Here is a 21,711-nt window from a genome sequence, read left to right as displayed (position 1 = left end):
GCCCTGCCAATAACTATTAATACAGTCTGCGGAGATGCACATGATGACGTCATCCAGTAAAAATTTTATCGGCTGGTTTGCAGGCCTTGCATTTGCCTGCGGCAGTCTGATCGCTCAGGCCGATGAACCCGCGCCCATCCGCATCGGCTGGGTGAACTGGTCGGATACGGAGATCGCGGTGAAACTGGCGAACACCGCGTTGCAGGATCACCTCAAGCAACCGGTCAAGTTGGTGCTGGCCGATATCGGCATCCAGTTCCAGGCCCTGGCCAACGGCAATATCGACCTGATCCCGATGGTCTGGCTGCCCAGTACCCACAAGTCGTTCTATGACAAGTACAAGGACAGGCTCGAAGACCTCGGCGTGCTGTACGAAGGCCGGATCGGCATGGCGGTGCCCACCTCCATTCCAACCAGCGAGATCGCCAGCGTCGAAGACCTCAACAAGCCTGAAGTGCGGGAGAAACTCGGCGGCAAGATCCTCACTTCGGAAGTGGGCAATGGTCAGTACAAGCTGACGGAAAAAGCCATCGAGCAATACAAGCTCGACGGCTACAAGATGGTCGCTTCTTCAGAGTCCGGGATGCTGAGTGAATTGGATCGCAACCTCAAGCGTGACAAATGGTCACTGGTCAACGCCTGGAGCCCGCACTGGATGTTCGCCAAATGGCCGCTGCGCTACCTGGATGATCCGAAGCAGATTTTCGGTGGCGCTGAGCAGATCCACGCCTTCGCACGCAAAGGTTTCAGCGCGGAGCACCCTGATGTGGCCCGATTCTTCGCCAACTTCAAGATTCCGAAAGCGGACCTTGAGAAGTTGATGGCGGACGCCCGTGACAGCTCGGCGGACAAGGTGGTGGCAGAGTATTACGCAGCCAACAAACCGCGTTTCGAAGCGATGTTTGGCAGCCAGACGGCGTCCGCGACACCAGCCCAGTGATGGCCGTTGCTGTCCGATAGCTGTTGCAGTCCGGTGCCCTTGGTCGAGAGCCAAGGGCGCTGCTGGATGAGTCCTTGTTCTATTCAGAGGCTGAGCGATGACGGTCACGACATGGGATATCAAACTTGATGAAGAACCGCCCGTCAGGTTGAAGTCGGCCTCGACCGAGGCTGGTGCGCGCGGTGCATGATCATGACGCCCCGCGACCGCGCTTAGGTATCGTCCTTTGCCTTCTGTCCATGCTGATCTTTGCAGCTCAGGATGGGGTCACCAAAGTGCTAGTCAAGGAGCTCCCGATCGCACAATTGGTGATGGTGCGTTATTGGGTGTTCCTGGCTTTTGCTGTCGGTTATAGCGCCTATCAGGGCAGCCTATGGACCGCGTGCCGAAGCCGCCATCCCTACCAGCAGATCATTCGTGCGCTCATTGGCGTGGGTGAGAGCGCCTTGTTCGGATTGGGGCTGCGCTATCTGGGACTCGCTGAAATGCATGCCCTGTACGCGGTATTCCCCTTGATGACACTGGCGTTGGCGGGGGCGTTTCTAGGGGAGTTCATTGGCGTGCGTCGATGGGTTGCCGCCGCCATTGGCTTCACGGGGACGCTGGTTATCCTTCGTCCCGGCTCCAGTGTTTTCGAACTGGCGGCGCTGATTCCGCTGTTGTCTGCCTTGGGTTTTGCGATTTTCAGCGTGCTGACCCGACGAATCAGCCGGGGGGACTCGTTCGCGACGAACATGCTTCACATGGGTTTTTTCGGCGCGATAGCAATCACCTTGTTGGGTCTACCAGGTTGGGTAGCACCGAACCCGGCGCAATGGGGCCTGATAGGTGTGCTCTCCATGACCGGTGTGGTGGCCCAGCTGTTATTGCTTCAGGCGCTGAAGGTTGCAACGGCAGCCACACTTCAACCGTTCAATTATTCTCTTCTGGTGTTCGCTACGCTGATTGGCCTATTGGTATTCGGCGAGCTGCCCGACACATGGACAGTCGTAGGGGCCTGTCTGGTAATTGCGGGCGGGATGTATGCGATCAAGGCAAAAGGGTAGTGATTCCATCAAACCCATAATCCTGTGGGTAGCGAGCCTGCTCGCGAAGAGGTCGGCACATTCAGCTTCTTCGCTGATTGTGGCGACGCTTTCGCGAGCAGGCTTCCCACATTTGATCTTCAGTGGACTTAAGCCCAGTTTAGAACTTGAAGCGTCCCACCAAGCCCTTGAGCTGTCCGGAGATATCCGTCAAACGCCCTGAACCGGTTTGTGCGGTGTGAGCAAACTCTTCAACCAGCTGCGCGTCGGAGTGGATCTGCGCGATGTGCCGGTTGATGTCTTCGGCCACTTGGTGCTGTTGTTCCGCAGCGGTGGCGATCTGCGTGTTCTGGTCGCGGATCGAGTCCACCGAGGTGCGGATCTTGTCGAAACTGTCGCGGGCCTGCTGGATGCGCTCGACGCTGGTTTGCGACACGTGCAGGCTGTTCTGCATCTGTTGCGTCACTTCCTGGGTGCGCCGGGCGAGGTTGCCGAGCAAGCTGTCGATCTCGCCGGTGGAGTCAGCGGTGCGCCGCGCCAGGGCGCGTACTTCGTCGGCCACCACGGCAAAGCCGCGGCCTTGGTCGCCGGCGCGTGCGGCTTCAATCGCCGCGTTGAGGGCCAGCAGGTTGGTCTGTTCGGCGATCGAGCGAATGGTGTCCAGGATCGTGTTGATGTTCTTGCTGTCCTGTTCCAGCGCCTGCATGGTCTGGGTCGACTGCTGCAATTCTTCACTGAGCCTCAACACGCTGCCCGTGGCTTCGCCGATGTGGTGCTGGCCGTCGTGTACATCCCGATAACCGGTGTCCGCGCTGACGGCGGCCTGGCTGCACGAGCGGGCCACTTCGTTGGCGGTGGCGACCATTTCGTTGAACGCGGTGCTCACCAGCTCCACGGCCTGGCGCTGGCGCCCGGCGGCTTCGTTCATGTTCTGTGCGACGTCGCGGGTGTCCGCGGCTGCGGTTTGCAGGTCGGAGGAGGCGCTGCCGATGCGTTGAACCAGTTGCGCAATCATGCCCAGGAACTGGTTGAACCAGCTTGCCAGGGTGGCGGTTTCATCCTTGCCCTGTACAGCGAGTTGGCGGGTGAGGTCGCCTTCACCTTCAGCGATTTCCTGCAGGCCGTTGGCAACGCCGCGGATCGGCCGGACGATAACGCTGGCGAAGCTGGCGCCGACGATCGCGAAGACCACGGCCAGCGCGGCGGCGATGATAGCGATCAACCAGGTCAGGCTCGCGGCTTCGGCCATTACCTCGTCACGCTTGATCAGGCCGATGAACCGCCAGCCCAGGCTTTTAGAGGTGACGATGTTGGCCATGTACGGCACGCCGTCGATCTCGATCTGAGTAGCGCCATCGCTGCTCTTGGCCAGTGCTGCGTAGTTGGGACCGAGGTCGGCCAAGGGTTTGAAGTTGTGCTTGGCGTCGGCGGGGTCCACCAAGACGTTGCCGCTGCCTTCCACCAGCATCAGGTAGCCACTGTCGCCCAGCTTGATGTTCTTCACCAGTTCGGTCAGTTGCTTGAGCGACACGTCCAGGCCCACCACGCCAACCAGCTTGCCGCTGGCATCGGCGACGGTGTGCACGATGCCGATCAGCGACACGTCGTCGGGGGCCCAGTAATAGGCATCGGTCTTCACGGTAGTGCCCGGCGCGGCAACGGCAGCCTTGTACCAGGGGCGCTGGCGCGGGTCGTAGTTGGAGATTTTCGGATCATCCGGCCAACTGGCGTAGCCACCGTCCGCCAGGCCCAGGGATAGGTAGGCGGTGGTCGGGTGGCTCTTGGCGAACCGATCGAAGATATCCAGCAGTTGTTTGTTGTTCTCGGTAAGAGGAATTTGCGCAGCATCAGCGCCGGAGTAGTTCTTCAGGTCTTTGGCCGCGACGATCCGCGGGTCCTTGGCGAAGAATTCAACGTTCTGCATGATGCCGTCGAAGAACTGCTTCATGCCGTTGTCGATCTGGCGGATTTCGCGGCCGCTGCTGTCCAGGAAGTTGGCTTGTGCCGCATCGCGCAGGTTCATCACCACGAGCACCGCCACCAGGATAACCGGGAGGCAGGCAATGGTTGCGAACGCCCAGGTCAGCTTCTGTTTGATATTCATGACTTCTCCCGCGGGTATTTATCGGTATTGGAACGGCGGAAACATTAGCGGTGAGCATTGCGAACTCTGGAACGGAAAGCGCCCATGCCTACATCCACGCTATCGACCAAGGTCGTATTCCCTTGAGAGCACCATTTGTCGGACGTCGTTAATGCCGATGGTTATGTCGCGGGAACACAAGCCGCTCCTGCGGTTAATCCGCAAGATGGCATGCTCCGGGCTTTGCGCCGGCTCCCCACCAGATCGCCTTCCTGCATCCGAGGCCCCATGCCAAGCGCATTCGAAAGCGTACTCAAGAACAAGAACATGGCTTATCGGCCCCAAGGGACTGCGTCGGTCAGCCAGGCGCCGGTGCGCGTCGCGTTTGTGCTGATGGACAACTTCTCGATGATGTCCTTCACCGGAGCGGTGGACGCACTGGTCACCGCCAACCTGATGAACGACACGCCACTGTATGAAGTGCTGACGGTAGGCGCTTCGGGCGGGCAGGTGACGAGCGACCTGGGAATCGTCATCTCAACCGATCTTGAGCTGGCGCAGTTGCCGGACAACCTGGACGGGCTGATTGTCGCCGGCGGCTTTCGCGTGAAGCTTGCGGGTACGCCATTACTGCGGCGCAAGCTGCGCGCCAATGCGGCTTGCGGGGCGTTGTTGGGCGGGTTGTGGAATGGCGTGTTTTTCGTGGCCGAGGCGAACCTGCTCGACGGTTTCGAATGCGCGGTCCACCCGGAAAGTCGCGCAACGATGGCTGAGATGTTCCCTGGCGTGAAAGTGTCAAGTCGCGCTTATGTCGTGGACCGTGAGCGGGTCAGTTGCGCGGGCGCCAACAGTTCGCTGCGCATGATGCTCCAACTGATCCGCCGCACGGGCGGGGAGACGCTGGTGGGAGCCATCGAAGAGATCCTTCGCTGCGATGAGTCAGGGGATGACGCCTCGGACCTGCCGCCAATCTTCGTCGAGACGGACCCGACGCTGCCGGAAAGCCTCAAGCTGGCGCTGGAACTGATGTGGCAGAACGTCGAGGAGCCGTTGACGATCGATGAGCTGGCGGCGTGCGTCAAGGTTTCCAAACGCCAGCTGGAACGGCGGTTCTGCCGGTTTCTCGGCGCGACCCCGACGCGTTATTACCTGGAGCTGCGCCTGACCCGTGCACGCCAGCTGATCCAACAGACCAACCGCTCCGTCACCGAGATCGCCGTCGCGACGGGTTTCGTCAGCTCACCGCATTTCCAGCGACGCTTCCGGGATTTTTTCGGCGTACCGCCTGGCAGCTATCGCTCGACGTTTGGACGCAAGCAGATATCGCCGTGAGCCTTGTCAGGCGGTACGCATTTTTGGTCGTCCAGCAGATTTTCGGTTGGCACTTCTTCCATTTGCGAGGCGGTCAGGGTAGTGCCTTTGCAGAGCACCTTGCCCACTTCGCCAGCGATCGAGCCCTCGACGATGCGGCCCTGCATCTGGTCGAAATCAGCCTTTTCCAATCCCTCGACGCTGTTATACATGCCCATGTGACGGACATTGCGACTGGCGCAATCAAGTTCAAGCTTTGTGTAATTGGTGAAATAGGCACCGGTTCTTTTTACCGTGGCCTGTACAGCCGAACCACTTTCAACGAACGAGACGATGGCGTATTCGGCATTCGAATCATCGTAGCTGTACTGAATTTTATGTACGTCCGCTGCGGCTGGGTAAGCGGTCAGGACGGCGACCAGTGAACCAATCCTTTTCATTTCTTTCTTCCGTGATTGGCCTGCAACAAAGAATGATGGCCAAGTGAGATCATTCTGCTTGGCTTGTCGGCCCGAGTCAACATTGCAAGATGATGACAAAGCTGACCGTTGGTCGGGCGGCGACGATCGTGCGGAACTTTAATCTTTTGATACATAACTCGCAATGGAAGGAACATAGTCCACCAGCAACGCGACGACAATTGCGCCTGCGGAAATCAAAAACAGCAGCCCATGATGCCCGCCGGTGGCGTTGAACAGCGCCGAATACGCAAAACCCGCCACCGCCTGAAATGTGGCGAATGAAACGGTCGCCCGGCTCCAGGCGACTTGCTGGCCATGATGGTTCGGTACCAGTTCATGCACCCGGGCCAGGGCCAGCGGCACGATGCCCGGTGGGAACGAACCGATGACCACAGCCAGCAGCGCCAACGCCAGGAATGAATGGGCGGTCGCCAGCAAGACAAGGGCAGTCGCCTGCACGGCCAGCACCCATCGGATGCTTTTGCGCGCGCCCAGGTGGTCCGCCAGGAAGCCATAGGTCACCGGGCCGATAATCGCCCCCAAGCCGTACATCACCCATACCAGCGCACCGACATGGGCGCCGGCCTTGAGGCCGCGGGCGACATAGTCCACCAAAAACACCATCGCCGGGACCAACCCCGCCGCCATGAATGCGTACTGTGCAAACAATTGATGGACGGCGCGGGGCATGGGTGCTTTTTGCGGGTCATGTTTCACGCTCACGGCTGCCTGGGGCAGATCCTGCGGCCAGCCGAACCAGCTCAGCCCGGTCAGGACCAGTGACAGCACGCCGAGCCCGAGCCAGGTGGCTTCGAGGCCGAGGCTCAACAGCGGCGGCACAAGGGTTCCGGAGCCGGCGATGCCCAGCCCGATGCCCAGGAAAATCGCGCCACTGGCCAGCCCCCGGCGGGCGGCAGGTACATGGGGCAGCACGGTGGCCGCCACCAGCACCATGATCGCGCCGCCGGCGATGCCCGACAGCAATCGCCAAGCGAAATACCAAGCCACGGACACAGGAAAGGCACAGGCAAAAAACGCGGCCGTCACGGCCAGCATCATCAGCCGCAAGGCGTTTTTATGGGACAGTCGACGGGCCATCGGCCGGCCGAGCAGGGCGCCGATCAGGTATCCGACAAGGTTGGCGGCCCCGAGGTAGACCACGTCGCCGGGGCTGAACCAATGCGCTTGGATCAGCGGCGGAATCAAGGGGGTATAGGCGAAGCGCGCCAGGCCAATGCTGACGAGGCTGGCACAGAGGCCAGCGAAAATCGGTAGCCAGATGCCCGTGGAAGGTGAAGCGAGCGCCGCGGATGATGTACGCATGGTAGCGATCCCATAGAAGGTTTATGGCGCCCAGCATATCGGCTATCGTTGTTGCGTTTATGCAGCGATTGCGCGGCGCAGCGATGCAATTCTGCATCGATAGGAGGACGGATGAATTGGGACGATGCGCGGGTATTCCTGGCGGTGTGTCGGGAGTCGACCCTGCGAGGCGCGGCGCGTGTGCTGGGGGTGGACCAGGCGACTGTGGGCCGGCGTATCGCCGCGTTGGAGAAATCCCTGAGCGCCGCGCTGTTCCTGCGCACACCCGACGGTTATGCCCTGACGTCAATGGGCGAGGCCGCGCTCAGGTCCGTGGAAAAAATGGAGCAGTCGGCCCTGGAACTGGAGCGTCGGATACAAGGACTGGACGATCGGCTGATGGGCAATGTGCGCGTCGCCACGACTGATTCATTGGCGATCGACTTCCTGATCCCGGCCATTGCCCGCCTGCACCAACGTCACCCGGACGTGCGCGTGCAGTTGGACGCCTCCACGCAGATCATCAGCCTGGTCAAGCGCGAAGCGGACGTTGCCGTGCGCAACACCCGGCCAGAAAACCCTGACCTGATCGCACGGCGGATCGCGCGCTGGCCGGTGGGGTTGTTCGCGGCGCGCGAGTATGTCGATGTCCATGGGGAGCCGACGCCGGGCAGCGCGTTCGAGGGCCATGACCTAGTTGTCTACCAGCCGTATTTGCAGGCGCAAAAAGATTTTACCCTGGTCGCCGAGCCGGTCAGTCGCGGGCGGATCGTTGCCAGCCTGAGTTCGAGCCTGTTGGTACGTCGCTCGATTGCGGCGGGTATCGGAGTGGGGGAAATCCCGGTGTACATGGGCGAACGCGACGGGTTGGTGCGCCTATGGCCTGAGCGCACGCGACCGCTGCCGTACGAGGTCTGGCTGGTGACCCATGCGGACTTGCGCCACACGGCGCGGGTGCGGGCGGTGATCGATGAGATTGTCGCGGCGTTTTCCCAGGAAAACGAATAACGCTGGATAAGAGAACCTGTGGGAGCGAGCAAGCTCGCTTGTATGGTAGGACTTGAAGGGAGGAGGAGGGACAAGGCTCGATTCTGACTGTTCGCGCAGTACAGACCGTGGGAGATTTCACCCCTCCTCCTTTCACCCAAGCGCCGATAAAGAATGCATCTGGCCTAGACCGACGATAGGAACAAGCCTGCGCCTCTGGGTGAACCCTTCAAGTGTTCAAACCTTAGCGCGGAGGATTTTCAATGGCAATGCCGGTTTCTGTCGCAAAGCCGATCGTGGGGGTTGATGTCGCCAAAGATGAGTTGGTGATTTATCACGCAGAAACAGATCGACTGGAAGCGATCCCCAACACCAAAGCTGCGATCAAGAAGTGGCTCAAGGAATTGCCTGCGCCAGTGGATGTCGCCATCGAGGCCACCAATATCTATCACCAGGACTTCGCCGACCTGGCTTATGCGCAGGGCTGTGTGATCTACATGATCGGCGGCTACGAACTCAGCCATTACCGCAAAGGTGTGAAAGTTCGCGCCAAAACCGATGCGCTGGATGCTCGGTTGTTGGCTCGCTACTTGAACAACGAAGGCCACCAGTTGCACCCGTGGACCCCGCCATCGCCCCTGTATTGCCGGCTTATAAGCCTTTTCCGGCGCCGGGCAGCCTTGGTTCAGGCGCGTGTCAGCCTCAAGCAAAGTTGGTCGAACGAACCGTTGCTCAAAACGGCCTTTGAGAACCAGATAAAGGCCATGCAGCGACTGGAAATCTTGCTTGAGAAAACAATCCAGACGCAATTGGATGCAGCCGGTCTGGGCAGTCAGCTCAAGCGCTGCATGAAAGTTGAAGGAATCGGGCTGTTGAGCGGTGCGCGTTTACTTACGTCGTTTCAGCGTGGAGATTTCAGAAATGCCGATGCCTTCATCGCTTTCCTAGGGCTGGACCTGCGCATATCGGACTCGGGAAAAAAGAAGGGACGCCGCTGCCTGTCTAAGCGAGGTGACCCGGAGGCGCGCCGATTGATGCACAACGCCGCGATGTCGGCGAGCCGCACAGCGGCGTGGAAGGGTTTTTATGGGGCTCTGCGGGCTCGAGGGCTAAGCACAACCGAAGCATTAGTGGCACTGGCCCGCAAGCTTGCCCGAGTGGTATTCGCCCTGTTGAAGAACCAGAGCGAATACTTACCAAAAGGCATCTAAGGGCTAGCCATGCACCATAGAATCTCCCACAGGATGTCCCGCACACTGGCCTCACGGCATTTGCGGCAGTTCCTGCGGCCGCAGGTCAAATACCAGCACTTCGGCATCCTGGCCATTGCCCAGCGTCAGTACCTGTTCCTGGCGCACCCGCACGCCATCGCCTTCGTGCAACGGCACGCCATTGAGCTCTACGCTGCCCCGGGCCACGTGGACATAGGCATAGCGATCGGCAGCCAACGCCAGCGTGGCGCTTTCCTGTCCGTCGAACAGCCCGGCATAAACCCGCGCGTCCTGGCGAACGTGGAGCGATTCCTGGGCCCCGTCCGGCGAAATGATCAATTGCAGGCGGCCACGTTTCTGCTCGGTACTGAAATGTTCCTGCTGGTAGCGCGGCGTGGCGCCCACCACGTTGGGCACGATCCAGATCTGCAGGAAATGCACCGGCTCGTCGGCGCTGTGATTGAATTCACTGTGCGCTACGCCACTGCCAGCACTCATCAATTGCACATCACCGGGGCGAATGACCGAACCGGTGCCCAAGGTGTCCTTGTGCTCCAGTGCCCCTTCGAGCACGTAGGAGAAAATCTCCATGTCGCGGTGTGGGTGCTGGCCGAAACCTTTGGCGGCGGCGACCCGGTCGTCGTTGATCACCAGCAGGTCGGAAAAACCCTGTTGATTGAGGTCGCGGTAGCTGGCGAACGAAAAGGTGTGGAACGACGTCAGCCAGCCGTGACGGGCAATACCGCGATCAGAAGCTTTGCGTAGGGTGAGCATGGAAATTCTCCTGGTTCAGTGGGCGGTGGCCGTGGCCGTTCGCCGGGTTCAGAAGAAGGTTAATGGTTATCGTATTGTTCAATAAGCAGGTGAATAGGGAAATACTGTCCGTTGTGAGTGGACAATCTCGCAGCGGGCGCTTCGCTTGGTCATAATGCCAACCGATGATCCTTGTGCAAGCGAACAAGCTCGCTCCCACAGGGTCCGGCATGTTCTTCTCGACTTGGCGTCTTCCCATGAAAACCGTAGCAATGGCGCTGTTCCCCGATTTCCTGCTGCTCGACATGGCCGGGCCGCTTGAAGTGTTTTCCATCGCCAACCGTTTTCTTGCACCCGACCAGCACTATCAGTTGCTGACCCTGGGCACCGAGCGAGGCCCGTTGCGGGCGTCCAACGGTGTGACTGTCCATGCCGATATCCATATCGACCAGGCCTGGGCCGCCTACGACGTACTGCTCGTGCCGGGTGGTCCCGGTGCCTATAACGACCGGCACCCGGGCTTGCACACATGGTTGCGGGCGGCGGCGCCAAGGGCCACCTGCTATGGCTCGATTTGTACCGGCGCGTTTGTGCTCGGCGAAGCGGGGTTGCTCGATGGACACCGGGTTACCACCCACTGGCACTACACCGAGCGCTTGATCCAGCGTTTTCCCAAGGCATTGATCGAGACCGACAAAATCTTCTTGCGCGACCGACGGCTGATCACCTCCGGCGGTGTCACGGCCGGCATCGACATGGCCTTGGCCATCGTCGCCCAGGACCACGGCCGCAAAGTCGCGCTGGACGTCGCCAAAGTGCTGCTGGTGCTGATGAAGCGCCAGGGCGGGCAAGCGCAGTTCAGCCCGCTGGTGGCGACCGTGGCGGCCCAGGAGTCGGCGGTCACGCGGGTGCAGAACGACGTGATGGAGCATCTGGAGGAGCCCTTCACCGTGGAACGCATGGCGGCGGTCGCGGCCATGAGCACCCGGCATTTTGCCCGGCTGTTTGTCCGCGAAGTGAAGATGACGCCCATGGAATTCCTTCAAGGGGCGCGCATCGATCGGGCGCGTCAGTTGCTCGAATCCACCGACTTGCCGCTCAAGACCGTGGCGTTTCGCAGTGGCTTTGGCAGCGTGCGGCACATGCGTCAGCTGTTCAGCGAAAAGCTTGGCCTGACGCCGATCCAGTACCGCCAGCAGTTCAGTTGAGCCTCGGGTGTCCGTCCAGGGCACCGTGATGTCCGTGATGGGGCCTGTGCCAGCATTGTTATCGGGCGCAGGGCTGCCAAGATTACCGCGAACCCTCTGGAAAGGATGCGCGAGAGCCAGGGCAGACGCGTGCGGCGCTTCGCAACGACATGCCTGGACCGGTCATCTGGCGCTGGATCGCTCATGAACAGTTTCGTCAAACCCTGCACCGGGCCAACGGTGTGCTTTGGCCCGTTCGTCTTTCACCGACAGCAGCGGCTGGTCTCTCGCGAAGGTCAACCTCTGGCATTGGGCGGTCGCGCCCTCGACATCCTGCAGATACTGGTCGCGCACGCCGGCGCTTTCGTCAGCAAGCAAGCGCTGATCGACCAGGTCTGGCCCGACAGCGTGGTCGAAGACATCAATCTGCGGGTGCACATCGCCGCGCTGCGACGGGCCTTCGGCGAGACGCGCGAAGGCAATCGCTACATCCTCAATCATCCTCGCCAGGGCTACTGCTTTGCGGTGCCCCTGACCCTGGAATCCGTGGGCGAGTCATCGAGCGCGGAGCCCTCCGAACGGCACAATCTGCCCGCCCGGCTGAGCCCGGTAATCGGTCGCGACAAAATCCTGGGCCGGCTGTTGGTGGAAGTGCCGCGCCAATCCCTCACCACCGTCACCGGCCCGGGTGGCATCGGCAAGACCACCGTGGCGTTGCGGGTGGCGGAACTGTTACTGGAGCACTTTGCCGATGGCGCCTGGTTTATCGACCTGGCCGGCATCGGCGACCCGGCGCAGGTTGCGCTGCGGATTAAGCATGCCCTGGGCCTGGCGGACGGTTGCCTGGCCCAGCAGCTGCAAGCCCGTCGGATACTGCTGGTGCTCGACGGTTGTGAACAACTGATCGATACCTGCCGGGAATTGGCCTTGACGTTGCGCGCAGGGGCGCCTGGCGTATCACTGTTGGTGAGCAGTCGGGAAATCCTCAACCTGGCCGACGAAAATGTCGTGCAACTGTCCGGTCTGGGGATGGCGTCGGCCGATGAGTCCGATTATGTACTGGGGTGCCCGGCGGTGCAGTTGCTGGTCGAGCGAGTCGGCGCCCGCCAGCAGGGTTTCCAGCCGGGAGAACGCGACCTGGCGGCCCTTGCGCAGATCTGCCGGCGCCTCGACGGGTTGCCGCTTGCCCTGGAACTGGCAGCGGCCCAAGTCAATGTGCTGGGCGTGGCCGGGGTCCTGGAGCAGTTGGACCATGGTCTGTCGCTGCTGAGCCACGGACGTCGAACCGCCGTGCCTCGCCACCGTAGCCTGGAAGCTGCCCTGGATTGGAGCTTCGAGCGCTTGAGCCACGATGAGCGAACGGTGTTCCAACGCCTGGCGGTGTTCGAAGAACGGTTCAGCCTCAAGACCGCCCTGGCGGTGATCAGCTGCCCTGAAGTGGAAGCGGGACGATTGCCCTGGTTGTTGTCGCGGTTGGTCATCCAATCATTGGTGATGGTTGAGCAACGCGCCGAAGGGACGCGTTTCCATCTGCTGCGCACCACCCGCGCCTATGCTTTGGAGAAACTGCGTCACAGTGGGCAGTGGCCGCTTTGGCATCGGCGTTACGCACTGCAACAGGCGTGGCAAACCCGGTCAAGACCCGAGGTGCCCATCCAGCGTACGCAGCAGCGCGTCGGCTTGCTTTAGGTCGGGCGTGTCGAAGCCCTCATTGAAACGCCGATAGACGGGGCGCAGCAGATCCGCGGCGGCCTCATCCTGGCCACGCCGTTGCCACAGCCGCGCCAGGGAAAAGGCGCTGCGCAATTCCCACGCCAGCGCGCCTTGCTGCCGGGCGACGGCCAGGGCGGCGAGCAGTTGCTCTTCGGCTTGTTTTTCGGCCGATGGGTCATCCTGCGCCAACAGGGCTTCGGCGCTGGCTCGCAGGATCTCGGCGCAGCACCAGCCTGCGGCGCCGCTATGGGCGCGTTCGATCTGACCCGGTCCCACGGCATCCGCCCGCAGCGTCACGACGATGTCCTGCATCAAGCCGCTCTTGGTCGGGCAGGCCTCCAGGGACGCTCCATCGAACGCGTTCTCGTACTGGCAGGCCCACTCATGGAACAACATCACCGAATGCTTCCGGGCCTGGTGTTTCAACATGCCGAGCCGTTCCCGTGCGATTGAATGTTCACCGGTGTAATGGGCGATCAAGCAACCGCTGATCACCAGCGTGTAGCAAATCGAAAGACCGTGATTGATCTGCAGGGCAATCTGCAGCGCGAGATTGGCGGTGCGCCGGGCTTTATCGGCGAACCCTTGCAGCCAGAGGATGCGCGCCAGGATTGTCAGCGCCGCCACGCTCTGTTCGTACTGCACGCCAAAACCGTGGGTGAAGCGGCCCAGATGGCCGTTCTGGGCCAGGCGCTGGATGACCTGTTCGGCATCGCGCCGCGCCGCGCCCTGGTCGCCAATGAAATGCAACGCCAGCACCCGCAGGCGCTGGGTGCTCAGGGACAGCACCGGGTCGCCCGGGGGGCCCAGCCGGTCGAAGTCCTGGCATTGTTCCAGCGCCTGTTGGTAGCGGCCGCAACTGAGGTTGACGGCCATGTGGCCGGACACGGCCCGCAGCTCACCGGCCAGGTCGTGGCACTGCCGGGCCAGGCGCCGGGCCGTGACGAACGCCTCGACCGTGGCCGGCGTGCCGCCCTCGGTGTGGTAGTTGAGACTGGCGTGGGCCAGTTCCAGCGCAAGGGTCAACCTGGGGCATGGCGAGGCGGTGCCGTGCAGCAGGGCCCGGGCTTTGCTCACGTAAAGGCCATGTTCCTTGAGCAGCGACAGCTCCTGCCAGAGGGGCAGGCTACGGGCCGTCAAGCGGATCGCCACGGCGTGGGAGCCGTGGGCAGCCAGCCCCCGGTCCAACGCCGCACGGATGTCGTCTCGGTAGGACGCGTAGCGCGCGATCCAAAGCTGCGTCGGGGTGGTTTCCCAATCTTTTTCAGCCTGTTCCATCAACGTCAGGCAACGTTCGGCGTGTCGCGCCTGGCTCGCGGCCAGTTCGCCTGTCTCCAGCAGTTTTTCCAACGCGTAGCTGCGCGTGGTGTCCAGCAGGCGGTAGCGCACCTCGTCGTCACCGATCTCCACGTTGAGCAGCGACTTGGCGACCAACTGGCTGACCGATACCAGCACCTGGTCGGGCGCGACATGCTGGCCGACGATGACGGCCGCCGCCGAGGCGAGGTTGAAACTGCCCATGAACACCGCCAGGCGCCGCAGGCAGGTCTGCTCGCAGGCAGTGAGCAGCGCGAAGCTCCAGTCCAGCGTGGCGCGCAGGGTCTGTTGTCGCGGTGCGCTGGCGCGCTTGTCATGGTCGAGCAGTGCGACGCTGTCTCGCAGTTGCCGGCACAACTGCTCCAGCCCAAAGTGCCCGACCTGGGCAGCGGCCAGTTCGATGGCCAGGGGAATGCCGTCCAGGCGCTGGCAGATGTCGACGATCAGCGGCACCTCATGGTCGGTCAGCTCGAAGTCGTCCTGGCTGGCCATCGCACGTTCAGCAAACAGTTGCAGCGCTGGATATTCCAGGGCCGGATAACCTTCGATGACCATCCCCCGGGGTGGGATCGCCAGTGAATCGAGGCGCTGCACATGTTCGCCTTCGGCGCGCAGGCCTTCGCGGCTGGTGGCCAGGATATGCAAGTGCGGTGCGGCGCGCAGCAGCGTCTCGCAGAGCAGGGCCACGGCGTCGACCAGATGTTCGCAAGTATCGATCACCAGCAGCAGATGCCGTTCCTTCAGGGGCCGGACGACGGCTTCCAAGGGCTCGCCGTCTTGTGGCGACAGCTCCAACAGGGCGCAGAGGTTGGGCGCGATCATGGAAGGGTCATTGAGCGAGCCGAGGTCCAGCAGATACGTGCCGTCGCGGTAATGGCCGATCAGCCGCTCGGCGACCCGCAACGCGACGGTGGTCTTGCCGATGCCGCCGCTGCCGACCAGGGTGATGAAGCGTTTTCGCGGCAACTGGGCGACCAGGCTTTCCACCAGCCCCTGGCGCCCGATCACCCGGGTTCGGCGCGGCGGCAGGTTGCGCGCCAGGGCAGGGTGGGGGATACGTGCCAGTGGCTCGGGCGACTCGAAAGTCACCGGCGCGACGAAGCTGTAGCCGCGCTGCGCCACGGTGACGATGTAGCGCTGGCCTGCCTGTCCATCGCCCAACGCCTTGCGCAGCGCCGCCACGTGAACCCGAAGGTTGGTGTCTTCCACCACGCTCTTGGGCCAGACACGGGCGATCAGTTGCTGCTTGCTCACCACTTGGCCTGCGTGTTCGAGCAACACCAACAGAATCTCCACCGCGCGCCGACCCAGGCGCAACGGCTGCCCGCCCTCCAGCACCAGGCGCTGGCGGGGATGAACCCGGTAAGGGCCGAAATGCAGCGTCTTTTCGACGGGCAGGCTGAGGTACTGGCTCATGGCGCGCTCATTGTTCTGTTCCCTGGAGATGGCTGTACCTGAGCATATTCGTCAGGTTTTGTGACAAGCGCAACGGTGAACAGCCTTATCCAGAGCCATCGACAGATACAAATCCCCCCTACAAAAGCAATCTTCATTGGGGCTTTTAACACCACCGTCCCGAAAAAATTAACAACGTTTAACTCACGCACATACACCCCCTGACCGGACCATGGAGCAATCCACCCACCTCAAGGAGTCATGTCATGAGCACATTCATCACCCGCGACGGCACGGAGATCTACTACAAGGATTGGGGTACTGGTCAACCGGTGGTCTTCAGTCACGGCTGGCCGTTGAACTCCGACAGTTGGGAGGCGCAGATGATGTTCCTGGCGTCCAATGGCTACCGGGTGATTGCCCACGACCGTCGCGGTCATGGGCGTTCCAGCCAGCCGTGGGACGGCAATGACATGGACACTTACGCCGACGACCTGGCGGAGCTGATCGAACGCCTGGACCTGAAGAATGCCGTGTTGCTCGGCTTCTCCACCGGCGGTGGCGAAGTGGCCCGCTACATCGGCCGTCACGGCGCCGCCCGCGTCGCCAAGCTCGGCCTGATCTCGGCTGTCACGCCGCTGATGCTCAGGACCGCGGCCAACCCCGGTGGCTTGCCTGTCGAAGTCTTCGACGGTTTCCGCCAGGCCTCCCTGGCCGACCGTTCTCAGCTATACAAGGATGTAGCCAGCGCGTTTTTCGGCGCCAACCGTCCGGGCGCCAAGGTCTCCCAAGGCATGATCGACTGGTTCTGGATGCAAGGCATGCTCGCCGGCCACAAGAACACCTACGACTGCATCAAGGCGTTCTCGGAGACCGATCTTTCCGACGACCTGCGCAACATCGACGTGCCGACCCTGGTGGTCCATGGCGATGACGACCAAGTCGTGCCGATCGAAACCGCCGGCATCGCGGCCGCCAAATTGCTCAAGAACTCGCAGCTGCTGGTTTACCCGGGCGCGCCCCACGGCCTGACCGATACCCATAAGGACCGCTTGAACGCGGACCTGTTGGCGTTCATCCAGGGCTGACGCAAGCAAGCTAAGACCTGTGGGAGCGAGCCTGCTCGCGAAGGCGGTGGCTCAGCTTGCATCGATATTTGCCGTGCCGGCCTCTTCGCGAGCAGGCTCGCTCCCACAGTTAAAACAGGAACAACACCCATGAACCGCAATGATCTACGCCGTCTCGACATGAACCTGCTAGTGATCTTCGAGGCGCTGATGTTCGAGAAGAACCTGACCCGCGTTGCCGAAAAACTGTTCATGGGCCAGCCGGCGGTGAGCGCGGCGCTTGGGCGGCTGCGGGATCTGTTCGATGACCCGCTGCTGATCCGTCATGGCCGGGGCATGGAACCGACGCCTCGGGCCCTGGCGATCCTGCAGGAATTGCAGCCGGCCATGGACACGATTTCCGGTGCGGTCAGCCGGGCCAAGGCGTTCGACCCGTCCACCAGTTGCGATGTGTTTCGCATCGGTCTGTCCGACGATGCCGAATTCGGCCTGTTTCCACCCTTGCTGAGCCAACTGCGCGAGGAAGCACCGGGCATCATCGTGGTGGTGCGCCGGGCCAATTTCCTGCTGATGTCGTCGCTGCTGGCCAGCGGTGAGATCAGCGTCGGCGTCAGCTACACCACCGATCTCCCTGCTAACGCCAAGCGCAAGAAACTGCGGGACATTCCTTGCAAGGTCTTGCGTGGCGACAAGCGCCCGGGTCCGTTGACCCTGGACGAATATTGCTCGCGGCCCCATGCGATGGTTTCGTTCTCCGGCGACCTGAGCGGCAACATCGACCTGGACCTGGCCCGCATCGGCCGGGCGCGCAAGGTCGTGCTGGCGGTGCCGCAATTCAGCGGGCTGCGCGCCTTGCTGGCCGGCACCGAGCTGATCGCCACCGTGCCGGACTATGCCGCCTGCGCACTGGTGGAAGGGTGCGCGTTACGCGCCGAAGATCCGCCGTTCGAAATCAATGCCGCCGAGTTGTCGATGGTCTGGAGCGGCGTGCATGACAACGACCCCGCCGAGCGCTGGCTGCGCTCGCGCATTGCGGCCCACATGTCCCAACCGCTGCCGGCCGCCGCTTCGACGGACCCGGCCGGAGCCCACCGATGAATACCACTGACGAAAGCCGCTTGCAGGACGTTGGCCTGCTGTTGCTGCGCCTGAGCGGCGCGCTGTTCCTGTTATGGGTGCATGGCTTGCCGAAATTGCTGAATTACAGCGCCGAGCTGACCCGCATCGAAGACCCGTTCCACCTCGGCGCGGCGACCACGCTGGTCTTGGCGATTTTTGCCGAGGTGCTGTGTCCCTTGCTGATCATGGCCGGCGTGCTGGTGCGGTTGGCGTGCCTGCCCATCCTGTTCCTGCTGGCCGTGGCGCTGCTGGTCGTGCATCCGCAGTGGAGCCTGGAAGAAGGCCAGTTCGGCTGGTTGCTGTTGATCATATTTACCAGCGTGTTCATTGCCGGCCCTGGACGTTTGGCGATGAACGCGCGCTTTGCTGGAGTGCTGCGTCATGCCTGAGTCCCAAACCCTCGGATCCACCGCGAGCCCGGCGGTACCCGGTTTCGATGAAATCGTCACCCTGGTGGTCAAGCACCGGATCAAAGCCGGGCAGAACGATGCCTATGAGGCCTGGTTGCGGCGCATCGTCACCGTGGCCGGCCGGTGGCCGGGCCATTTGGGCGTCGACGTTGTGCGGGGCAAGCAGGACGGACTGTCGTTGTTTACCTGCGTGCTGCGTTTTCGCTCCACCGAGGCCATGCAACGCTGGCTGGATTCCTCCGAGCGTCGTGAATTGGTGGCCGAGGCAGCGCCACTCTTGGCCGACGGCGACAAGATCGAGGTCGGTTCCCATAAGGAATTCTGGTTCGCCCCGCTGGCCGATGCCGCCACGCCGCCACCGCGCTGGAAGCAATCGGTGGTGACGCTGCTGGTCATCCTGCCGCACACCTTGCTGGTGCCGTTGCTCTGGGGCCCGCTGCTGCAGCTCAACGCATTTCTGTCCAACTACGTGGTCGCCACGTTTCTTATCACCGTGACCATCGTGCTCTCGGTGGTGTACGTGTGCATGCCGTTGGCGACCCGGTTGTTCGCGCCCTGGTTGGAATCCTCCAAAACCCACGAACACCTGGAGCCCGGCCATGGCCAATAACGACGACCCAACCGATCCACTGCGCCGCCAGTTGCTTGCCGCCGGATCCTTGCTCAGCGCCGCCGCCGCTTTCTGGCCGCGCCTGTCCCTTGCTTCTTCCCATTTACAAGGAAACCCGATGAACGCCGATCTGATTCTGTTCAATGGCCAATTCCACACCGTCGACCGTGAGAAGCCTCGCGCCAGCGCGGTTGCCATCAGCCAGGGCCGCTTCGTCGCCGTGGGCACCGACGCCGAGGCCATGGCCCTGCGTGGCAGCGGCACCCAGGTCATCGACCTCAAGGGCCGCACCGTCATCCCCGGCCTCAACGATTCGCACCTGCACCTGATCCGTGGTGGCTTGAACTACAACCTGGAGCTGCGCTGGGAAGGTGTGCCCTCGTTGGCCGATGCCTTGCGCATGCTCAAGGACCAGGCTGATCGCACGCCGACCCCGCAATGGGTCCGAGTGGTGGGCGGCTGGAACGAATTCCAGTTCGCCGAAAAACGCATGCCGACCCTGGAAGAACTCAACCAGGCCGCTCCCGATACGCCCGTGTTCGTGTTGCACCTCTACGATCGTGCCTTGCTCAACCGCGCCGCGCTGCGCGTGGCCGGCTACACCCGTGACACGCCGAACCCGCCGGGCGGCGAGATCGTGCGTGACAGCAGGGGGGAACCCACCGGCATGCTGGTGGCGCGCCCCAACGCGATGATCCTTTACTCGACGCTGGCGAAAGGGCCGAAACTGCCGCTGGAGTACCAAGTCAACTCCACGCGCCAGTTCATGCGCGAGCTCAATCGCCTGGGCCTGACCAGCGCCATCGACGCCGGCGGCGGCTACCAGAACTACCCGGACGACTACGAAGTCATCGAGCAGTTGGCCCGCGAGCAACAGTTGACGGTGCGCATCGCCTACAACCTGTTCACCCAGAAGCCCAAGGAAGAACTCACCGACTTCAAGAACTGGACCGGCAGCGTCAAGCTGCACCAGGGCGATGACTTTTTGCGGCACAACGGCGCCGGCGAAATGCTGGTGTTCTCTGCGGCAGACTTCGAAGACTTCCTTGAACCGCGCCCAGACCTGCCGCCGGGCATGGAACAGGACCTGGAGCCAGTGGTGCGTCACCTGGTGGAACAGCGCTGGCCATTCCGCCTGCACGCGACCTACGACGAATCCATCAGCCGCATGCTCGACGTGTTCGAGAAGGTCAACCGCGACATTCCGTTCAACGGCCTGCCGTGGTTCTTCGACCACGCCGAGACCATCACGCCGAAGAACATCGAACGCGTGCGGGCGCTGGGCGGCGGTATCGCAATCCAGGACCGCATGGCTTTCCAGGGTGAATATTTTGTCGATCGCTACGGCGCCAAAGCCGCCGAAGCCACACCGCCGATCAAGCGGATGCTCGCCGAAGGCGTGCCGGTGGGCGCTGGCACCGACGCCACTCGCGTCTCCAGCTACAACCCGTGGACCTCGTTGTACTGGATGGTCAGCGGCCGCACCGTCGGCGGCCTGTCATTGCATGAAGAAGGGTTGCCGCGCCTGACCGCGCTGGAGCTGTTTACCCACGGCAGTGCCTGGTTCTCGTCGGAGCAGGGCAAGAAAGGCCAGATCAAGGTCGGCCAACTGGCGGACCTGGCGGCCCTGAGCGCGGATTTCTTCAGCGTCGAGGAAGAAGCCATCAAGTGGATCGAATCGGTGCTGACGGTGGTGGACGGCAAGGTGGTCTACGGGGCTGGCGATTTCGAGAAACTTGGCCCAGCGAGCGTCCCGGTGTTGCCGGACTGGTCGCCGGTGGTCAAGGTCCCGGGCCACTGGCGCCCGACATCGCCCTTGCAGGCGCAAGTCCACCAGTGCAGCGGTCCTTGCACGGTGCATTCCCATAGCCACGAGCGGGCGCGCCTGTCGAACGTCCCGGTCAGCGACTTCCAGGGTTTCTGGGGCGCGTTTGGCTGTTCGTGCTTTGCCTTCTAAGTAACAACACTTTTCTCCTGTGGGAGCGAGCTTGCTCGCGATGGCGGCGCAACATTCAACATCGCCGCCGCCTGACACTCCGCCATCGCGAGCAAGCTCGCTCCCACAAGGTTTCGTAACATCCATCCCAAAGGAGTCACCCCATGAGCAACGTTCCCGCCTACAACCGTCTGAACAAAGACGACGCGGTCGTCCTGCTGGTCGATCACCAGACCGGTCTGATTTCCCTGGTCCAGGACTTCTCGCCCAACGAGTTCAAGAACAACGTGTTGGCCTTGGCCGACCTGGCGAAGTTCTTTGAACTGCCGACCATCCTGACCACCAGCTTCGAACAAGGCCCCAACGGCCCGATCGTGCCGGAACTCAAGGAAATGTTCCCGGACGCGCCGTACATCCCCCGTCCAGGTCAGATCAATGCCTGGGACAACGAAGACTTCGTCAAGGCGATCAAGGCCACCGGCCGCAAGCAACTGATCATCGCCGGCGTGGTCACGGATGTCTGCGTGGCGTTCCCCACCCTGTCGGCGCTGGCCGAAGGCTTCGACGTGTTTGTCGTCACCGACGCTTCGGGTACCTTCAACGAAACCGTGCAACAAGCCGCCTGGGTACGCATGACTGCTGCTGGCGCGCAGATGATGAACTGGTTCTCGGTGGCCTGTGAGCTGCACCGCGACTGGCGCAACGACATCGAAGGCCTGGGCAACCTGCTGTCCCAGCGCATTCCGAACTACCGCAACCTGATGAACAGCTACTCGGCACTGACGGCCAAGTAAGCTGTCCATGCTTGACGACGCCCGCTTTTGCGGGCGTTTTTGTGCCCGGCATCAGAGCCTTGCAGCTGACCCACCGCCATCGCGAGCAAG

At 62.0% G+C, this 21,711-nt stretch carries 18 protein-coding genes and 1 pseudogene; 13 read left to right on the top strand and 6 right to left on the bottom strand.

Features of this window, described 5'->3' with window-relative positions; translation table 11 throughout:
* The first annotated feature begins 40 nt into the window (after positions 1-40).
* Positions 41-940, top strand: coding sequence for a glycine betaine ABC transporter substrate-binding protein (locus tag DOCECA_RS12295; RefSeq protein WP_445572062.1), 900 nt, complete (start codon positions 41-43; stop codon positions 938-940).
* Positions 941-1,179: 239 nt separating this feature from the next.
* Positions 1,180-1,986, top strand: a complete 807-nt coding sequence (locus DOCECA_RS12290) for a DMT family transporter (protein ID WP_434606587.1) — start codon at positions 1,180-1,182, stop codon at positions 1,984-1,986.
* Between the two features lie 139 nt (positions 1,987-2,125).
* Here DOCECA_RS12290 and DOCECA_RS12285 read toward each other — a convergent pair whose 3' ends face one another.
* A complete protein-coding gene (locus DOCECA_RS12285; RefSeq protein WP_434564126.1) occupies positions 2,126-2,830 on the bottom strand; it encodes a methyl-accepting chemotaxis protein in 705 nt (234 codons plus the stop codon).
* A gap of 204 nt (positions 2,831-3,034) precedes the next feature.
* A pseudogene (locus DOCECA_RS12280) lies at positions 3,035-3,889 on the bottom strand (cache domain-containing protein); the annotation flags it as partial.
* A 447-nt stretch (positions 3,890-4,336) separates the two neighbouring features.
* Here DOCECA_RS12280 and DOCECA_RS12275 point away from each other — a divergent pair.
* Positions 4,337-5,380: a GlxA family transcriptional regulator gene (locus DOCECA_RS12275; RefSeq protein ID WP_445572061.1), complete on the top strand. Its 1,044-nt coding sequence runs from the start codon at positions 4,337-4,339 to the stop codon at positions 5,378-5,380.
* On the opposite strand, the gene DOCECA_RS12270 is transcribed toward DOCECA_RS12275, so the two are convergent.
* Both DOCECA_RS12270 and DOCECA_RS12265 read right to left on the bottom strand, forming a co-directional pair.
* Entirely contained in the window at positions 5,341-5,799 is a 459-nt protein-coding gene (locus DOCECA_RS12270) for a hypothetical protein (protein ID WP_445572060.1), read from the bottom strand. The two genes, DOCECA_RS12275 and DOCECA_RS12270, sit on opposite strands and share 40 nt — an antisense overlap.
* A 138-nt stretch (positions 5,800-5,937) precedes the next feature.
* A complete protein-coding gene (locus DOCECA_RS12265) occupies positions 5,938-7,143 on the bottom strand; it encodes a YbfB/YjiJ family MFS transporter (protein ID WP_445572059.1) in 1,206 nt (401 codons plus the stop codon).
* 111 nt (positions 7,144-7,254) lie between these two features.
* Here DOCECA_RS12265 and DOCECA_RS12260 point away from each other — a divergent pair, with 111 nt between their 5' ends.
* A complete protein-coding gene (locus DOCECA_RS12260; RefSeq protein ID WP_434559617.1) occupies positions 7,255-8,130 on the top strand; it encodes a LysR family transcriptional regulator in 876 nt (291 codons plus the stop codon).
* 242 nt (positions 8,131-8,372) lie between these two features.
* Positions 8,373-9,320 carry an IS110 family transposase gene (locus DOCECA_RS12255; RefSeq protein ID WP_445570990.1) on the top strand — a complete coding sequence of 316 codons (948 nt, stop codon included), beginning with the start codon at positions 8,373-8,375 and terminating at the stop codon, positions 9,318-9,320.
* Positions 9,321-9,371: 51 nt separating this feature from the next.
* Here DOCECA_RS12255 and DOCECA_RS12250 read toward each other — a convergent pair whose 3' ends face one another.
* Entirely contained in the window at positions 9,372-10,094 is a 723-nt protein-coding gene (locus DOCECA_RS12250; protein ID WP_445572058.1) for a pirin family protein, read from the bottom strand.
* A 236-nt stretch (positions 10,095-10,330) separates the two neighbouring features.
* On the opposite strand from DOCECA_RS12250, the gene DOCECA_RS12245 reads away from it, so the two are divergent.
* Together DOCECA_RS12245 and DOCECA_RS12240 are read left to right on the top strand one after the other, a co-directional pair.
* The gene (locus DOCECA_RS12245) at positions 10,331-11,281 is read left to right on the top strand and encodes a GlxA family transcriptional regulator (RefSeq protein WP_445572057.1); all 951 of its coding nucleotides are present in this window, start codon (positions 10,331-10,333) and stop codon (positions 11,279-11,281) included.
* A gap of 183 nt (positions 11,282-11,464) precedes the next feature.
* A complete protein-coding gene (locus DOCECA_RS12240) occupies positions 11,465-12,949 on the top strand; it encodes an ATP-binding protein (protein ID WP_434648165.1) in 1,485 nt (494 codons plus the stop codon).
* Here DOCECA_RS12240 and DOCECA_RS12235 read toward each other — a convergent pair.
* Positions 12,896-15,706, bottom strand: a complete 2,811-nt coding sequence (locus tag DOCECA_RS12235) for an ATP-binding protein (RefSeq protein ID WP_434701778.1) — start codon at positions 15,704-15,706, stop codon at positions 12,896-12,898. The genes DOCECA_RS12240 and DOCECA_RS12235 overlap by 54 nt on opposite strands.
* Before the next feature lie 245 nt (positions 15,707-15,951).
* On the opposite strand from DOCECA_RS12235, the gene DOCECA_RS12230 reads away from it, so the two are divergent.
* The 6 genes from DOCECA_RS12230 to ycaC all read left to right on the top strand — a co-directional run bounded on the left by DOCECA_RS12230 (position 15,952) and on the right by ycaC (position 21,621).
* Positions 15,952-16,773 (top strand): alpha/beta fold hydrolase, encoded by an 822-nt coding sequence (locus tag DOCECA_RS12230; protein ID WP_434559607.1) that lies wholly within the window; start codon positions 15,952-15,954, stop codon positions 16,771-16,773.
* Positions 16,774-16,902: 129 nt separating this feature from the next.
* Entirely contained in the window at positions 16,903-17,850 is a 948-nt protein-coding gene (locus DOCECA_RS12225; RefSeq protein WP_434559605.1) for a LysR family transcriptional regulator, read from the top strand.
* Positions 17,847-18,260 (top strand): DoxX family protein, encoded by a 414-nt coding sequence (locus tag DOCECA_RS12220; RefSeq protein ID WP_434559603.1) that lies wholly within the window; start codon positions 17,847-17,849, stop codon positions 18,258-18,260. The genes DOCECA_RS12225 and DOCECA_RS12220 overlap by 4 nt, the downstream gene beginning before the upstream one ends.
* Positions 18,253-18,891 (top strand): antibiotic biosynthesis monooxygenase, encoded by a 639-nt coding sequence (locus DOCECA_RS12215; RefSeq protein ID WP_445572056.1) that lies wholly within the window; start codon positions 18,253-18,255, stop codon positions 18,889-18,891. Before DOCECA_RS12220 ends, DOCECA_RS12215 begins: the two co-directional genes overlap by 8 nt.
* A 118-nt stretch (positions 18,892-19,009) precedes the next feature.
* Complete coding sequence (locus tag DOCECA_RS12210) at positions 19,010-20,848, top strand: amidohydrolase (RefSeq protein WP_434564125.1); 1,839 nt, start codon at positions 19,010-19,012, stop codon at positions 20,846-20,848.
* Positions 20,849-20,991: 143 nt separating this feature from the next.
* On the top strand, positions 20,992-21,621 hold the full coding sequence (gene ycaC / locus DOCECA_RS12205; protein WP_014337664.1) for an isochorismate family cysteine hydrolase YcaC: 630 nt from the start codon (positions 20,992-20,994) through the stop codon (positions 21,619-21,621).
* Positions 21,622-21,711: the final 90 nt, after the last annotated feature.

The sequence above is a fragment of the Pseudomonas sp. E102 genome (assembly GCF_052660185.1).
The sequence above is the reverse complement of the archived record's forward strand: the minus strand, read 5'-3'. Positions and strand labels throughout refer to the sequence as shown.

Coding starts and splice junctions, on each gene's coding strand:
- DOCECA_RS12295 (WP_445572062.1), top strand. CDS start 41: ATGATGACGTCATCCAGTAAAAATTTTATCGGCTGGTTTGCAGGCCTT.
- DOCECA_RS12290 (WP_434606587.1), top strand. CDS start 1,180: ATGCTGATCTTTGCAGCTCAGGATGGGGTCACCAAAGTGCTAGTCAAG.
- DOCECA_RS12285 (WP_434564126.1), bottom strand. CDS start 2,830: ATGGTCGCCACCGCCAACGAAGTGGCCCGCTCGTGCAGCCAGGCCGCC.
- DOCECA_RS12275 (WP_445572061.1), top strand. CDS start 4,337: ATGCCAAGCGCATTCGAAAGCGTACTCAAGAACAAGAACATGGCTTAT.
- DOCECA_RS12270 (WP_445572060.1), bottom strand. CDS start 5,799: ATGAAAAGGATTGGTTCACTGGTCGCCGTCCTGACCGCTTACCCAGCC.
- DOCECA_RS12265 (WP_445572059.1), bottom strand. CDS start 7,143: ATGCGTACATCATCCGCGGCGCTCGCTTCACCTTCCACGGGCATCTGG.
- DOCECA_RS12260 (WP_434559617.1), top strand. CDS start 7,255: ATGAATTGGGACGATGCGCGGGTATTCCTGGCGGTGTGTCGGGAGTCG.
- DOCECA_RS12255 (WP_445570990.1), top strand. CDS start 8,373: ATGGCAATGCCGGTTTCTGTCGCAAAGCCGATCGTGGGGGTTGATGTC.
- DOCECA_RS12250 (WP_445572058.1), bottom strand. CDS start 10,094: ATGCTCACCCTACGCAAAGCTTCTGATCGCGGTATTGCCCGTCACGGC.
- DOCECA_RS12245 (WP_445572057.1), top strand. CDS start 10,331: ATGAAAACCGTAGCAATGGCGCTGTTCCCCGATTTCCTGCTGCTCGAC.
- DOCECA_RS12240 (WP_434648165.1), top strand. CDS start 11,465: ATGAACAGTTTCGTCAAACCCTGCACCGGGCCAACGGTGTGCTTTGGC.
- DOCECA_RS12235 (WP_434701778.1), bottom strand. CDS start 15,706: ATGAGCCAGTACCTCAGCCTGCCCGTCGAAAAGACGCTGCATTTCGGC.
- DOCECA_RS12230 (WP_434559607.1), top strand. CDS start 15,952: ATGAGCACATTCATCACCCGCGACGGCACGGAGATCTACTACAAGGAT.
- DOCECA_RS12225 (WP_434559605.1), top strand. CDS start 16,903: ATGAACCGCAATGATCTACGCCGTCTCGACATGAACCTGCTAGTGATC.
- DOCECA_RS12220 (WP_434559603.1), top strand. CDS start 17,847: ATGAATACCACTGACGAAAGCCGCTTGCAGGACGTTGGCCTGCTGTTG.
- DOCECA_RS12215 (WP_445572056.1), top strand. CDS start 18,253: ATGCCTGAGTCCCAAACCCTCGGATCCACCGCGAGCCCGGCGGTACCC.
- DOCECA_RS12210 (WP_434564125.1), top strand. CDS start 19,010: ATGAACGCCGATCTGATTCTGTTCAATGGCCAATTCCACACCGTCGAC.
- ycaC (WP_014337664.1), top strand. CDS start 20,992: ATGAGCAACGTTCCCGCCTACAACCGTCTGAACAAAGACGACGCGGTC.